Consider the following 14,031-nt stretch of genomic DNA (forward strand, 5'->3'; position numbering starts at 1 on the left):
TCGTACGCCTGTTTTTCGGCGCGACGCTTTAGTTAATGGTTAGATCTGCAAGACCCGAGCCATGGCCTCGTCGCCTTCTTTGGCGGTGTTCATCATTTTGACGTGAAGCTCGAACTGCTTGGCCAGGGCCAGCACCGAGGTCATTTCATCCACGGCATTGACGTTGCTCGCTTCCTGGAAACCCGACACCAACTGCACGTTGGCATCGATGGGCGCCGGCTGGCCGTCCTTGGTACGGATCGAACCGTCCAGGCCCTTGGTCATGTTCTTGAGGTCCGGGTTGACCAGCTTGATGCGGTCCACTTCAGCCATCACCCGCGGGCCTTCGCCCATGGCGCGGATGCTGATGGTGCCGTCCTGGCCGATTTCGATTTTCTGCTCTGGCGGCACGGCGATCGGACCGCCGTTGCCCATCACCGGCATGCCGTTGCCAGCCCGCAGTACGCCCAGGGCGTCAACATTGAGGCTGCCGGTGCGCACGTAGCTTTCACCGCCGTCGGGGTTCTGCACGGCCATCCAGCCCGGCCCGCTCACCGCGACGTCGAGGTCACGACCGGTTTCCACCAGCGCACCCGGAGTGAAATCAGTAGCAGGCCGTTCGGACATGGCAAACGCCCGCGCCGGAAAGCTGTCGCCGAACACCGGCATCGAGCGAGCCTGTTCCAGGTCTTTCTGAAAACCGTTGGTGGAGATGTTCGCCAGGTTGTTGGCATGGGCCCGCTGCGCCAGTGCGTTCTGGCTGGCGCCGGTCATTGCCACATAAAGGTACTTGTCCACTGTCGTTCCTCTGCATGCCGGACGTTTGCCGCCCACTGCTGTGTTGCACAGCCTTAAGCAATTTGCAGACCAACTTTTTTCTGGCGGCCCCAGGCCCGGAAAACAAAGGGTTTGAGGGATTCAGAGGGGTTGATTGAATATGTCGAAGTCGAAAAACCGGCGGTGTCATGCCGTTAAGTGGCAAGTGTCAGCCTTTGATCGCTTCTACTGCAGCGCGGTATGGCGTAGCTTGCGCGAGCAGACTACAGAGGGTCGGATTGACCAGTCAGGCGACAGGGGGGATTTCCCCTGCCGCCTCTCTCAGGCCTCCGTCAGTTGGGCAGCCATCCCTGAACCCAGTGTGCCGCATAGGTATCGTCGAAGACCCAGTTAGCCAGCACTTGCTCGCGCAATCCCTCAGCTTGTTGTCGTGAGGCGTGCCGATCAGCCAGGTGCTCATTGATCGCCTCCAGCCACTGTCCTCGGCTGCCAGCGACACGCGTGATGGCGAGGTCGCCCAGATAATCGGCGGTGTCGCTGCCGATTACACTGTAGCCGCAAGCACCATACTGCAGATGATGAAGCAAGCTCGCCCCTTGGTCGTTCTTACCGAAGCCCTGTGGAGCGAGGACAATATCCAGGTTGAGGCTGGCCATGACATCGGGATTGTCGTGAACGTCATCATAAATCTCGCAGGCGAGCGCTTGCAGATACGCGGGCACATCGCCCCAGAGTACCCACTCCACTTGACCGGCCAGCGCTTGCATTAACTCGAGGATCAACGGCTGGACGAAGGGCTGCGCCGAATCGATAGCGCAGCCTATGCGAGGGATGCCAAACGTCTGGCGCACGATGGAAAGATTGCGCCATCTGTTGTCCAGGCGCGTTTCGAGAACACGAATATCCTGATGCAGCCCGGCACAGGCGTGGGCCATTGCAGGCGTCGCTACAACGATGCAGTCAACCAGACTTGCCGCTTGCTGCAGCGAAGTCATCCATCCTGGAACCTCTGGCGTTAGCGTATCCAGCTCAAGAACCTTGAACGCGCTGGAAAGCGTGCTGATGCTTTGCATCTGCTCCAGACGAAGCGGGTCAGCCTGATGCTGGAAGACGATGACGTCGGGGTTGTAGCGCGCAAGCGTCGTTGCCGGTAACAGGCTGCTGCTGATGCAGCCTTCGATTTTGCCGGAGTCGCGCAAAGCCGTGAACGGCTCGACAATACGCAACCTGGCGGCTTTTGCCGACTTCGCAGGATGCACCAATACCACAGGCAGCGGCCGCCAGGACAGCGGTCGCCAGGACAGCTCGTTGATGGCTTCCAGCTCAAAGCCGACGCCGCGCAACGACAGGTTGCTGTTGTAGGCAGGATCATTGGCCAGGACACCCAGCCATTTACTCAAGGCTTGCTCCTGTTCCAAGGCGAAGCGTTGCTGGTTGAGTGGGTCCTTGCCAACGCTTGACCAAGTCCCCTCCCCCTCATGCACGAGCACGGCATGAGGTGTCCATACATTCAGATAGCCAAGGTTCGCCACTTTCAGGCACAGGTCCAGATCGTTGCAGGTGACCTGGAACAGCGCGTCATCCATACCACCAGCTTCCAGGTAGATCGCCGTGCGGATCATCAGGCAGGCCGCACTGACCGCACTGGTATTTTGGTCGACCACCAGGCGCTGCATGTAGCCGCCGCCATTGGCAGCCTGACCGGTAAATGGGCTGCCGGCAGGGCCACGCAAGCCGGTGATCAGGCCTGCATGCTGGACGGTGCCTGCCGGGGTAATCAGCTTGGCACCGACGATCCCCACTTCGGGGCGCAAGGCGTGGTTGAGCAGTTCTTCCAGCCAATCCTCGTGGATGATTTCCGTATCGTTGTTCAACAACACCAGGTATTCGCCGCGCGCCTGACTGGCCGCCAGGTTGTTCATGGCGCTGAAGTTGAATGGATAAGGGAAGCGGATGACGCGAACCTTGCCTCCCCCGATCGACTCCATCTCGCTCAGCCAGATGAGTGCCTCTTCGGTCTCGCTGCCATTGTCGATCAGAATAATCTCGAAGTACGGATAGCGGGTTTTCGACAACAGGCTTTCCACGCAGCGCTGCAGCAGCGGTAACCGGTCCCGGGTAGGAATCAGGATCGATACCAGGGGCTGTTGGTCATGACCGTACTTGATGTGGTAATGCCGGGGCGGCTCCTGCAGGACCCTGGCGTTCGTGTAGCCGCGATTGTCCAGGTGCCGTTGCAGGGCATAGAGCTCGTCCGGGTTATCGGCAAGGGTCGGCGTGTTGCTGGCTACCAGCGGCTCGTTCAGATGGGCGATGCCGTTCATGCTCCCGGCTTCGATCAGTCGCAGGATCAAGTCCAGCTCAAGCGCCGCGGGCACCTGAGGGTCGTAACCTCCAACCTCCAGCGCCAACTCGCGACGGATCAGCCAGTGGTTGGCCATAGTCAATGGCAGGCTCAAGAGGTAGTCGAGGTTGATGCTAGGCCGGAAGACCGCTTGAGGGCCATGATCTGAGCGATACATGCCATCGCAATAGATCATCCGGCAACCGTTGGCACCCGGCAGCTCCAGGTCGAGCATCAACGTGCCGGCGGGCAAGACCTCGTCACCGGCCGTCAACAGCATGATCCAGTCGCTGTCGTCCGCCCGCAGAACTTCGTTCAGTTCGACGGCACCTGGCTGGGCGCAGGTCAGCCAGTGCAGGCTGCCGGGCAAGTTGGCCGGACTTGGCGCAGGGCTCAAGACCACCATGCGCAAGCTGATCGAGGAGCGCGATCGCCACAGCGCAAGACTTTCCACGGTATCGCTCAAGGCATTGAAATCGCCCAGGGGATCGAGTATCAGCAGCGTCAGGCTGGTTTGTCCGCTGAGCTGCTGACGGCGCTGATCGACAAGTTGCTGCTGGATCGGCGTCAGCACTCGGTTGCGCAGCCAGTCCTTGATGGAGGGCACACGAACGTCAATGGCATGCTGTATAGCAGCCTGCTGAGTGATATCGATGAAACGTTCCAGTTGAGGCCAGAAGGCCTTTTCAAGGTCCAGCCAGCGCCTGCGAGCTTGCATCACTGTCGCACGGGCGCGCTCCAGCCCACCTGGCTCGTCATAAAGTGCCGAGCCCGCATCACCAAACTGCTCGATGAACGGCTGGGTCTTCACATGACCGCCGGGCATGTAGATAACCGGGCAACCACAAAGCATGGCTTCGGTACACGTTGCCGAAATTTCGTAACTGTAAAGCGTTGAAGCCGTTCGAAAAATCTGTGCCAGTTCAGCAAGGGTCTTCGGGTTATCCATGCTCAGGACTTCGATATCGTCCGGCAACATCGAGTAGTCGACCTTAGACCTGTCGATGCGGTGCAGGTACAGGTAGTTGCCACTGCGCTGCACTGGCTCGGTTGGCGGTGAAAACAACTCCGAGTCGATGACCGGCAACAGGAGTAGGTTGCTGTTATCGCTGTCACCACCGAAATCCTGGGTGTAATAGAAAAACAGGTCTGATTTTTGCGCCTTGATAGCACGGCCAGTGAGGAAGCCTTCACGGTTCAGAATGTAACGGGCTACGATCGGTGCGTCTAACGGGTTACCGTCCATCACCTCGGAATACACAGCAATGGGCGCCAAGCCTAGCGACCGGTGCTGCCGACGCACCTCGTCGGTAAGGATCGGGGTGCGCAGTTTCGGGTTGACCTGGCAGGGCGTGAGGTAGGCCTCGTAGCCGGACAGGTTCAGGACGTGGCACAGGTAGTGCAATACGCACACGCCCGAGGAGGTTTCCCGATAGTTGGGAGCACCGATGTAGTAAGGGTGACGCGGCTTGCCATGCAGGGACGGAGTGGTCATACGGTGGCCTTGGGGCTGGAGGGCTGCTCACAAATGACGAAGACACTGGCGCACAAGTCTGGATAGACCATGCCTAGGGCATGGCAGGCATCCATGAAACGCTCATCGATAAGCTGGGTTTCCAGAGCCTTGTCCAGCTGGAAGTTGGCCAGCGGCTTGAAGAAGACCCCACCACGGTGGCTCACATGCCAACCGGCACTGCGTACTTCGTGATCCAGGGTATCGAGGGTGTAGGTCACTCGGTGGCCATGCAGACGCTCGCCTTCGGTCACGGCACTGTTGTGCTCGATCAAGCCCATCTTGACGGCGATCTGGCGCGAAGGTGCATTGGCGTTTGGTACGGCAATGAACAAACGCCCCCCAGGCGCGAGCCAGTTGCGCACGCGCTTGAGCACTGCCTGACGGTCGTCGAGGTGCTCCAGGGTGTGGATCAGGAAGATATTCTCGAAGCGCGGTTCCAGCTCGGCTTCTTCAAAGGTACTGCAGACGAACCTGACGCCTGAGCCGACCTTTTTACGGGTGACATCGATCAGGTCGCTGGCCGCCTCGATGACCGTCAGGTCGGCAAAGCGTTCGGCGAACAGCGTCGTAAAGGCACCTTCGAAGCAGCCCATTTCCAGGGTCGGTCCCTTCGCCAGCCAGGGGCCGAAGCTGTCCAGCATGTAGCGTCGCAGCCGCGAATCGAAATCGTAGAAGTAGCTGCGGTGAGCGTTATCCTGAAACTCTTTGTTGTAATCGCGTACGGACATGGCGTTATTCCTGACTTTTCCTGTAGAAACGCTGTTCTTCAGGTTGGTACCACTCGTGAAGGGTCGAGGGGGTACGGGCATACCACCCCAGCAGTTGTTGCATGCTCGGTGTTTGCGAGCGGCAGAAGTCTTCGCCGAGCGCTCGGCAATAATCGAACTGCGGTTTGAAATAGCTGCGTGTGAAGGTCAGCGTCAGGCACCGTCGTGGTAGGTCGGTACGATTGACACCGGCGGCATGCCAGATGCGCGAATCGAACAAGTAGATAGAACCAGCGCTGCCCAAGGCCTTGCGGGCCTGCTCCTCGAACACCTGAGGGTCGGGTTTGTCCGGTGCAGCGTGCGAGCCCGGCAGGAACAGGGTCGCACCGTTGTCGACAGTGAAGTCGTCGAGCAGCACCAACGCCTGGGCCATCTGCATGGACTCGGCTGACCAGGAACGCACGTCCCGGTGCACATTACGCACGTAGGCGTCGGTGCTGCTCAGGTTGTTCAGGCCGCCAAACGAATTGAGGATCGCGGCACCGCCCAGCATGTGCCGCAGGATGTCGACGATCCCCCATTCGGCGAATCGATTGAGCAATTCAACGAAACTGGAGTCCTGCATCAGGATATGGTGCGCGGTCTGTTCGGTTCGCTGGGTAATACCGTTCTCCAGTTGCACCTGACGGCAACGGTCTATGGCGTGCCCCAAGTCTTCGCGCAGTTGGTCGAGCAGCGACCCCGTAATCAGGGAGGGCAGGCAGACGTAGCCGTTCGCTTGCAGCGCTTGCAACACCGGGTTCATAGGTTGTCTCCCCGCGCGGCTTGCCAGGCGCGGTACTCTTCGGCACTCACGCCCAACAGGATGCGGTCCCAACGCTGGCCCTTGCGGTAGTACCACTGGCGCTGCACACCCTCGATGACCCAAGGGGTCTTGCGCGTGTAGGTCGCCAGGGACGCCGCGTTGTACTCAATGATGGTGGTCGAGAGACGGCTCAAGCCCAGTTCGTCGAAGGCATAGCGCATCACCGCGGCAATCACGTCGGTGCCATGACCCTGGCCGCGCAGGGAGGAGTCGCCAATCATCATGCCGTGTTCGGCTGTACGGTTTTTCCAGTCGATGCTGACCAGATTCGCCGTACCGATCAGGCCATGGCCTTGGACCTCGATACCGAAGCGCTGGTTGAGCGAGTCGCTCTTCAGACCCAATAGCCACTCCCGTTGCGCTTCCCGCGAGGTAGGGAAATGCCATCCGCCCAGCAGGCTCCAGAGGGCCTCATCGTTGGACCATTGATGCAGCAGCGGCAAGTCCTCAAGCTCCAGTGCCCTGAGCAGGATGCGTTGACCTTGAATGCTCATGATTTTCCCGTGTTCTGAAGGATGACGTCGGCGAGACGATTCATGTCATCGACGTTGTATCGCTGGTCGATCGGCAGCGGCAGCAAGCATTGTGCCCAGTCCCTTTCGATGGGTGGCACAGTTGGATTGTTCAGCACTTCGCGCCAGTAGCTGGGCACATAGATATGTTGGTCCAGCAGTTGAGCGCGTAATCGGGTGGCCGTCTCGGCAGACTTGACCAGCAGCGGGTAACACAATGCGGCAACGGGCTGCACCGGCCAGATGGCGAAGCGGTTGAGGTGGTCCAGGCGTCGGCGCAGGTGCGCCAGGTTGTCTATCCTGCGCCTGGCGACTTCGTGGTAATCAATACTGTCGAGCAGACGCGCAGTGCTGGTGGCCATCGCCTTGACGCCATCGTTCTCCAGCGCCTGCTCCAATGCCTGGAACGTCGCATAGTGATGTTGCGGGGAGTCTTCAAGGCGCCCCAGCAGCGCGCCGAAACGCGCCTGCGAACGGCTGCTCCGCGCTTGCGGCAAACCAGCAGGGGCATTGGCCAGCCAGCCACCATCAGCAACGCCGACGAACTTGCGCGGGGAGTAAAGGGTTGCAATCCCGGACTGCGGCAGGGAAAACAGCGCCTGGGAATTGTCGACGATCAATTGCTTGCCGTAGCGAACAGCAAGCACCTCGCTGATGTAATCGGCTTTGAGTCCGAAATAATTGACGAACAGCAAAGCCTCATCGGCTTGCAGGGCTGGATGATCCGGCAGCTCGAGCCGCTCGGTCAGCGCATATCGCATCACTTCTATGCCGGATCCGCGCAGCACGTCCTGCATGACATCGCAGATGTAGATAGGCAGATGAACCCGGCGCAGGTTGCGCGCCAACACCAGCGCCTTGAAGGCTGAGCGGGCCGAGTTGAAGGCAATGGCCTGCGGGTAAGGATGGTGTCCCTTGCGCAGCTCCAGTTCGAAATAACCGCCGATGGCTTCAGGCACGGACAATCTCTCCTTGTTTTGCCCACGCCCCCACGACCTGCGCGTCGTTGTACATCAAGGCGTCGAGAATCGACAGGCCGGGCACGAAGGGCTGTTCACCATCCCCCTGTCGGTAGTCGGGCAAGGTGGCCTTGAGCAACTCCAGGCAGATACCGGCCTGTTGGAATGCCTCGGCCTGGTAAAGATGAGCGCCGTTGAAGGGGTTGAGGTAGCGGGTGCCAGCGCAAGCCTGGACCACTTCGAGTACCCGGCCCTGGGCTCGACTGTCACTGCAGATCGACAGATCGCTGGAACGGATGATCGGCGTTTGCAGCCCGATCAGGGAGCAGCAGGCCCGCAGAATCCGTTCGTTGAGCTCAGCGATACTCGAAGCAGGCTCGACCAGCAGTGCCTCAAGCCACGCAAGCATGCGCGGCGCGTGGGGCGCACGGCGATAGGCGAAGCTCAACTTGTTAAGGATATCGCCAGGGTCGAACGTCTCGGCAATACGTTTTTCCATGATCTGCTCAGTGTGACTACCCTTGGTCAGTGACACCCGGAACCACTTCGGCTCCTGTCCCAGCAGATAGCGGTTGCGTTCAATCCAGCCGTTCTTGATGAACTGCACATTGTCGTAGATGACAAAACAGTCGACAGCAGCGATCAACTGAAAATAACCCAGATAGGGCAGCAAGTAAGGTTGCATGAGTGCAATGCGGCGCTGCTGGTCAGTTGCCGGGGCACACACCTTCAAGGTGAGGGCCTGGCTCATGCCGCCCGAGCCTTGAGCAGTACCTCGATGATCCGCGTCTGGGTCTGCGGATCGAGATCCGGATAGATCGGCAGGCACAATACCTCGCGAGACACCTTGTAGGCGTTCCCCAACTGAGAGAGATCCGAACTGGGCAGGCCGCGGTACATCGGAAACTCGCATATCAGTGGGTAGAAATACCGGCGCACGAGAATGTTTTCAGCACGGTAGCGGTCATACAGCTCGTCCCGGCTCACGCCGAAGCGCTCACCATCAACCAGGATCGGACAATAGGCATAGTTCCAGTCCAGCCCCTGCGGTTGCTCCAGGAGGCTGATACCAGGTATGCCGTCCAGCGCGCTCTGATAGTACTCAAACACCTTTTGTCGACGGCTGAGAGCTTCATCGATATAGCGCAACTGCAGCACACCAAATGCGGCCTGCAACTCGTTCATCTTTCCGTTGATGCCGGGAGCCATGACCGTGACTTCATCGGCAAAACCGAAATTCTTCAGGTAATCGATACGCTGCTTGATCTTTTCGTCACGGCAGATGATTGCGCCGCCTTCGAAAGTATTGAATACCTTGGTGGCGTGGAAGCTGAGGATCGACAGGTCGCCGTTGTTGAGAACGCTTTCGCCGTTGTGTCGGACCCCGAAGGCATGTGCGGCGTCATAGATAACCTTGAGTCCATAGGTGTCGGCTACGTCCTGGATGCCCCCGACATCACAGGGAACACCATAGCAATGGACCGGAAGAATCGCCGAAGTCGCCGGGGTGATGGCTTCGGCGATACGTTGCGGATCGAGGTTCTTGGTGACTGGATCGATGTCCACGAACACCGGCTTGAGATTGTTCCACAGTAGCGAGTGGGAGGTGGCCACGAACGAATAGGGCGTAGTGATGACTTCACCCGTGATGCGTAGGGCCTGGAGCGCCGTCACCAATGCCAGGGTACCGTTGGAAAACAGCGAAAGATGCTTGACGCCGAGGTACTCGGCCAACTCCTTTTCCAGTTGTTCGTGGAAAGGGCCGCCGTTGGTCAGCCGCTTACTGTCCCAGATTCGCTGCAGATAAGGCGTGAACTCTTCCAGAGGAGGTAGCAGCGGGCTGGTAACGGTAATGGAATCGGCCATGGGTACACTACTCGGGTGACTGAAAAATGGCACACGGCTCGGGAATCCCTCAGACGCGGCGTTGCATCACGGTCTATATCGGCGGGCTGCAACGCCATGAAACCGACAGCTGACTCTTGATGTGCGGGTACCCCAGCAAAAAATCGGCCAACTCCTTGCGAGCCCGATAATCGGCGTCACCTCAGATTACGCACTGGGTTCTTTGCCGACTTCGTATTCGCGCAACTTATTGGCAATGGTCGTATGGGAAACCCCCAGCCGCTTGCCCAGTTGCCGGCTGCTCGGGTGTTCGGAGTACAAGCGCTCCAGCACCGCTTTCTCAAAGCGTCCGACGATCTCATCCAGCCCACCCTCAAGGGAAAAATCGCCAAGGGGCTGATGCACGCCGTAGTCCGGCAGGCGGATATGCTCGGCCTTCACCGTCCCGCCATCGCACAGGGAAACGGCCTGGAACAGCACGTTTTCCAGTTGCCGGACATTGCCCGGCCAGTGGTAATGACTGAGACGGTCCATCGCCGCCGGGGCCAGCTTGGGCAGGGCGCAGCCGATCTGGCGGCTGGCCTGGTCGAGGAAATGCTCCACCAGCGGCGCCAGGCCATCGAGGCATTCGCGCAGCGGCGGGATGTGCAGGGAAAGCACGTTCAAGCGGTGATACAGATCCTGACGGAATTCGCCCCGGGCGCAGAGTTCGGACAAATCGACCTGGGTGGCGCAGATCACCCTGACGTCCAGGTACACCTCCTCATCGCTGCCAACACGCCGGAAGCAACCGTCCTGTAGGAAGCGCAGCAATTTCACTTGCAGGCGCGGGCTCATCTCTCCGACCCCGTCGAGGAACAGCGTCCCCCCGGCGGTCAGCTCCAGAAGGCCGAGCTTGCCTTCGGCCCGGGCACCTTCGAAGGCCCCCGGCCCGTAGCCGAAGAGCTCGGTCTCGGCCATGGACTCCGGCAACCCGGCACAGTTGAGCGCCATCAATGGCGATTGCCCGCGCGGACTCGCCAGGTGACAGGCGCGAGCCAGCAGCTCCTTGCCAGTGCCGGTTTCACCTTCTATCAATAGCGGCGCGTCCAACGGGGCCATGCGCCGAGCCTCACGGACCACCGCCGCCATGACCTTCGAGCTCTGGAAAATACTGTCGAAGCCACGCAGTTCCTGTTTGCGCACGTTATAGATACGTTCGCCAACCCGGTCGGCCCGGTGCAGTGTCAGCACCGCACCGGCCATGGCTTCGCTGTCGTCGTGCTCCGATTGCAGCGGCGCAATGTCGGCCAGGAACACATCGCCCTTGACCTTGACCCGCAGGCCGTTGATGCGCGACTGGTTGGCCCGCACCAGTTCCGGCAAGTCGAAATCCTCGGCATAGCGGGACAAGGGAATCCCCGGCACCTCATCCACTCGCACCCCGAGCAACTGCGCCGCTGCCCGGTTGGCCGCTACGATGGAGCCACCCATGTCGATGGACAGCACCGGGAATTCCAAGGCGCCGAGCAAGGCGTTGAGCTCCATGTGCCTACGCTCACTGGGCATCAGCCCTACACGCTTGACGCCAAATACCCCGGCAATGCCTTCGAATTTCGGACGCAGCGCCTGGAACTGGATGTTGATCAGGTTTGGGCAGTGCAGGTAGATCGCGTTGCCATGCTCGCCACCGACCTCCCCCCGGGCGACGTTGATGCCGTACTCCACCAACAGGTTGAGGATGTCCCGCAGGATACCGATGCGATTCTGGCAATGGACTTTGATGCGCATGAAAAGGCCCGATGTGTATGAAAAGGTCCCTGCCACAAGGTTTTTCTGCCCGGCAGCGTAAATAACCGTCAAGATTATGTGACAGTTGTAGGCCGTTTCCCAACAGAAAATCCCAGCAACCTCGTAGCCGCCGCCATTTCGTAACGAAAAGTTTACGGATTGACGATTCCCTCACCCAATCCATTTTCGCCAGCCTGCTGCGCAAGCCCCTGCTTCGAGTTATCTCTAATACATCGCTGGACATAACAACAACACGTCTTCCCCCTGAGGGAAATCAGCAGGAGAGCAGCATGAAGCAGACGCAGTACGTGGCCCGCGAGCCCGATGCGCAAGGTTTTATCCACTACACCGCCGAAGAACATGGGGTGTGGAATACGCTGATCACCCGCCAGCTGAAAGTCATCGAAGGCCGTGCGTGCCAGGAATACCTGGACGGCATCGACAAGCTTGGCCTGCCCCACGACCGTATCCCGCAACTGGGCGAAATCAACCAAGTGCTGGGCGCGACCACGGGCTGGCAAGTCGCCCGGGTACCGGCGCTGATCCCCTTCCAGACTTTCTTCGAATTGCTCGCCAGCAAGCAGTTTCCGGTGGCGACCTTCATTCGTACCCGCGAAGAGCTGGATTACCTGCAAGAGCCGGACATTTTCCACGAGATCTTCGGCCACTGCCCATTGCTGACCAACCCCTGGTTTGCCGAATTCACCCACACCTACGGCAAACTCGGCCTACAGGCTTCCAAGGAAGAACGCGTCTACCTGGCGCGCCTGTACTGGATGACCATCGAGTTCGGCCTGGTGGAAACCCCGCAGGGCCGGCGCATCTACGGTGGCGGCATCCTGTCCTCGCCCAAGGAAACCGTGTACTGCCTGTCCGACGAGCCTGAGCACCAGGCCTTCGATCCACTGGAAGCCATGCGCACGCCCTATCGCATCGACATCCTGCAACCGGTGTATTTCGTGCTGCCCGAGCTCAAGCGCCTGTTCGACCTGGCGCACGAAGACATCATGGGCATGGTCAAGCGCGGTCGGGAACTGGGCTTGCACGCCCCGAAATTCCCACCAAAGGCTGCGTGAACCGCGTCTTTTAATCTCAATTGAGTCTGTTGCACAACGCGGCTTTGCTTTAGCGTGGGTGCATCGACGTTTTCAAATATTCGATCCGGGAACACACCATGAACACTCTGAACCAAGCCCATTGCGAAGCCTGCCGCGCCGATGCCCCACAAGTCAGCGACGAAGAACTGCCGGTGCTGATCAAGCAGATCCCCGATTGGAACATCGAAGTGCGCGACGGCGTGATGCAATTGGAAAAAGTTTTCCTGTTCAAGAACTTCAAGCACGCCCTGGCGTTCACCAACGCCGTCGGTGAAATTTCCGAGGCCGAAGGCCACCACCCAGGCCTGCTCACCGAATGGGGCAAAGTCACCGTGACCTGGTGGAGCCACTCCATCAAGGGCCTGCACCGCAACGACTTCATCATGGCCGCCCGCACCGATGACGTGGCCAAGACCGCAGAGGGCCGCAAGTAATGCATTTCGACGCCATCGGCCGGGTACCCGGCGACCCGATCCTAGGCCTGATGGAGGCCTACGGGGCGGACGCCAACCCGAGCAAGTTCGACTTGGGCGTGGGTGTCTACAAAGATGCCCGGGGCCTGACGCCGATTCTTCAGTCAGTGAAACAGGCCGAACAACGGCTGGTGGATCGCCAGACCACCAAGACCTACATCGGCGGCCACGGCGACGCTGCATTCGGCCGGTTGATCAACGAGTTGGTGCTGGGCGCCGACTCTCCGCTGATCAGCGCAAAACGTGCCGGCGCCACCCAGACACCGGGCGGCACCGGCGCGCTGCGCCTGAGTGCCGACTTCATCGCTCAATGCCTGCCGGGCCGTGGCGTATGGCTGAGCAACCCAACCTGGCCAATCCACGAAACCATCTTCGCCGCGGCCGGGGTCAAGGTCAGTCACTACCCTTACGTGGGCGCTGATAACCGCCTGGATTTCGAGGCGATGCTGGCGGCCCTGAGCCAGGCGCCCAAAGGTGATGTCGTGCTGCTGCACGCCTGTTGCCACAACCCCACCGGATTCGACCTGTCCCATGAACAATGGCGTCAGGTGTTGGACGTGGTGCGCAACCGCGACCTGCTGCCGCTGATCGACTTCGCCTACCAGGGCTTCGGTGATGGATTGGAACAGGACGCCTGGGCGGTCCGACTGTTTGCCCAGGTCCTGCCGGAAGTGCTGGTCACCAGTTCCTGCTCAAAGAACTTCGGCCTCTACCGCGATCGTACGGGTGCGTTGATCGTCTGCGCCCGGGATGCCGAGAAGCTGGTGGACATCCGCAGCCAACTGGCAAACATCGCCCGCAACCTGTGGTCGACACCGCCGGATCATGGTGCGGCCGTGGTGGCGACCATCCTCGGCAACCCGGAACTCAAGAGCCTGTGGGCCGATGAAGTCCAGGCCATGCGCCTGCGCATCGCGCAATTGCGCAGCGGCTTGCTGGATGCCCTCGAACCCCATGACTTGCGCGAGCGCTTCGCCCATATCGGCGTGCAACGCGGGATGTTTTCCTACACCGGCCTGACGCCGGAACAGGTCAAGCACCTGCGCGAGCGCCACAGTGTCTACATGGTCGGCACCGGCCGGGCCAACGTGGCCGGCATCGACGCCACGCGCCTGGACCTGCTGGCCGAGGCGATTGCTGACGTTTGCAGATAACACCACCGTCGGCCGTTGATTTTGTGGCGAGGG

At 59.9% G+C, this 14,031-nt stretch carries 12 protein-coding genes; 3 read left to right on the plus strand and 9 right to left on the minus strand.

Annotated elements, in window-relative coordinates; all coding sequences use genetic code 11:
- Positions 1-39: 39 nt before the first annotated feature.
- The 9 genes from F7R20_RS22215 to F7R20_RS22255 all read right to left on the minus strand — a co-directional run bounded on the left by F7R20_RS22215 (position 40) and on the right by F7R20_RS22255 (position 11,274).
- Positions 40-777, minus strand: a complete 738-nt coding sequence (locus tag F7R20_RS22215; RefSeq protein WP_003199043.1) for a flagellar basal body rod protein FlgF — start codon at positions 775-777, stop codon at positions 40-42.
- A gap of 311 nt (positions 778-1,088) precedes the next feature.
- A complete protein-coding gene (locus tag F7R20_RS22220; RefSeq protein ID WP_003199041.1) occupies positions 1,089-4,595 on the minus strand; it encodes a glycosyltransferase family 2 protein in 3,507 nt (1,168 codons plus the stop codon).
- Positions 4,592-5,344, minus strand: coding sequence for a class I SAM-dependent methyltransferase (locus tag F7R20_RS22225; RefSeq protein ID WP_003199040.1), 753 nt, complete (start codon positions 5,342-5,344; stop codon positions 4,592-4,594). The genes F7R20_RS22220 and F7R20_RS22225 overlap by 4 nt, the downstream gene beginning before the upstream one ends.
- 4 nt (positions 5,345-5,348) lie before the next feature.
- Positions 5,349-6,128 carry a phytanoyl-CoA dioxygenase family protein gene (locus F7R20_RS22230; RefSeq protein WP_003199038.1) on the minus strand — a complete coding sequence of 260 codons (780 nt, stop codon included), beginning with the start codon at positions 6,126-6,128 and terminating at the stop codon, positions 5,349-5,351.
- Positions 6,125-6,682, minus strand: a complete 558-nt coding sequence (locus F7R20_RS22235; protein ID WP_003199037.1) for a GNAT family N-acetyltransferase — start codon at positions 6,680-6,682, stop codon at positions 6,125-6,127. Before F7R20_RS22235 ends, F7R20_RS22230 begins: the two co-directional genes overlap by 4 nt.
- On the minus strand, positions 6,679-7,659 hold the full coding sequence (locus F7R20_RS22240; protein WP_003199035.1) for a hypothetical protein: 981 nt from the start codon (positions 7,657-7,659) through the stop codon (positions 6,679-6,681). The genes F7R20_RS22235 and F7R20_RS22240 overlap by 4 nt, the downstream gene beginning before the upstream one ends.
- The gene (locus F7R20_RS22245; protein ID WP_003199033.1) at positions 7,652-8,410 is read right to left on the minus strand and encodes a WbqC family protein; all 759 of its coding nucleotides are present in this window, start codon (positions 8,408-8,410) and stop codon (positions 7,652-7,654) included. Before F7R20_RS22245 ends, F7R20_RS22240 begins: the two co-directional genes overlap by 8 nt.
- Complete coding sequence (locus F7R20_RS22250) at positions 8,407-9,525, minus strand: DegT/DnrJ/EryC1/StrS family aminotransferase (RefSeq protein WP_003199031.1); 1,119 nt, start codon at positions 9,523-9,525, stop codon at positions 8,407-8,409. The genes F7R20_RS22245 and F7R20_RS22250 overlap by 4 nt, the downstream gene beginning before the upstream one ends.
- Before the next feature lie 186 nt (positions 9,526-9,711).
- Positions 9,712-11,274, minus strand: a complete 1,563-nt coding sequence (locus F7R20_RS22255; protein ID WP_003199029.1) for a sigma-54-dependent phenylalanine hydroxylase transcriptional regulator PhhR — start codon at positions 11,272-11,274, stop codon at positions 9,712-9,714.
- 290 nt (positions 11,275-11,564) lie between these two features.
- Between F7R20_RS22255 and phhA the strand changes: the two genes are divergently transcribed.
- From phhA to F7R20_RS22270, 3 genes are all read left to right on the plus strand, one after another.
- Positions 11,565-12,350, plus strand: a complete 786-nt coding sequence (phhA, locus tag F7R20_RS22260; RefSeq protein ID WP_003199027.1) for a phenylalanine 4-monooxygenase — start codon at positions 11,565-11,567, stop codon at positions 12,348-12,350.
- A gap of 98 nt (positions 12,351-12,448) precedes the next feature.
- On the plus strand, positions 12,449-12,805 hold the full coding sequence (locus F7R20_RS22265; RefSeq protein WP_003184087.1) for a 4a-hydroxytetrahydrobiopterin dehydratase: 357 nt from the start codon (positions 12,449-12,451) through the stop codon (positions 12,803-12,805).
- Complete coding sequence (locus F7R20_RS22270) at positions 12,805-13,998, plus strand: amino acid aminotransferase (RefSeq protein ID WP_003199024.1); 1,194 nt, start codon at positions 12,805-12,807, stop codon at positions 13,996-13,998. The genes F7R20_RS22265 and F7R20_RS22270 overlap by 1 nt, the downstream gene beginning before the upstream one ends.
- Positions 13,999-14,031: the final 33 nt, after the last annotated feature.

It is taken from the genome of Pseudomonas brassicacearum subsp. brassicacearum (assembly GCF_008801605.1).
Taxonomy (GTDB): Bacteria; Pseudomonadota; Gammaproteobacteria; order Pseudomonadales; family Pseudomonadaceae; genus Aquipseudomonas; species Aquipseudomonas brassicacearum.

Excerpts from the sequence above, each read along its gene's own strand:
- F7R20_RS22225 (WP_003199040.1), bottom strand. The coding sequence starts at position 5,344 with ATGTCCGTACGCGATTACAACAAAGAGTTTCAGGATAACGCTCACCGC.
- F7R20_RS22235 (WP_003199037.1), bottom strand. The coding sequence starts at position 6,682 with ATGAGCATTCAAGGTCAACGCATCCTGCTCAGGGCACTGGAGCTTGAG.
- F7R20_RS22230 (WP_003199038.1), bottom strand. The coding sequence starts at position 6,128 with ATGAACCCGGTGTTGCAAGCGCTGCAAGCGAACGGCTACGTCTGCCTG.
- F7R20_RS22255 (WP_003199029.1), bottom strand. The coding sequence starts at position 11,274 with ATGCGCATCAAAGTCCATTGCCAGAATCGCATCGGTATCCTGCGGGAC.
- phhA (WP_003199027.1), top strand. The coding sequence starts at position 11,565 with ATGAAGCAGACGCAGTACGTGGCCCGCGAGCCCGATGCGCAAGGTTTT.
- F7R20_RS22265 (WP_003184087.1), top strand. The coding sequence starts at position 12,449 with ATGAACACTCTGAACCAAGCCCATTGCGAAGCCTGCCGCGCCGATGCC.
- F7R20_RS22250 (WP_003199031.1), bottom strand. The coding sequence starts at position 9,525 with ATGGCCGATTCCATTACCGTTACCAGCCCGCTGCTACCTCCTCTGGAA.
- F7R20_RS22245 (WP_003199033.1), bottom strand. The coding sequence starts at position 8,410 with ATGAGCCAGGCCCTCACCTTGAAGGTGTGTGCCCCGGCAACTGACCAG.
- F7R20_RS22270 (WP_003199024.1), top strand. The coding sequence starts at position 12,805 with ATGCATTTCGACGCCATCGGCCGGGTACCCGGCGACCCGATCCTAGGC.
- F7R20_RS22220 (WP_003199041.1), bottom strand. The coding sequence starts at position 4,595 with ATGACCACTCCGTCCCTGCATGGCAAGCCGCGTCACCCTTACTACATC.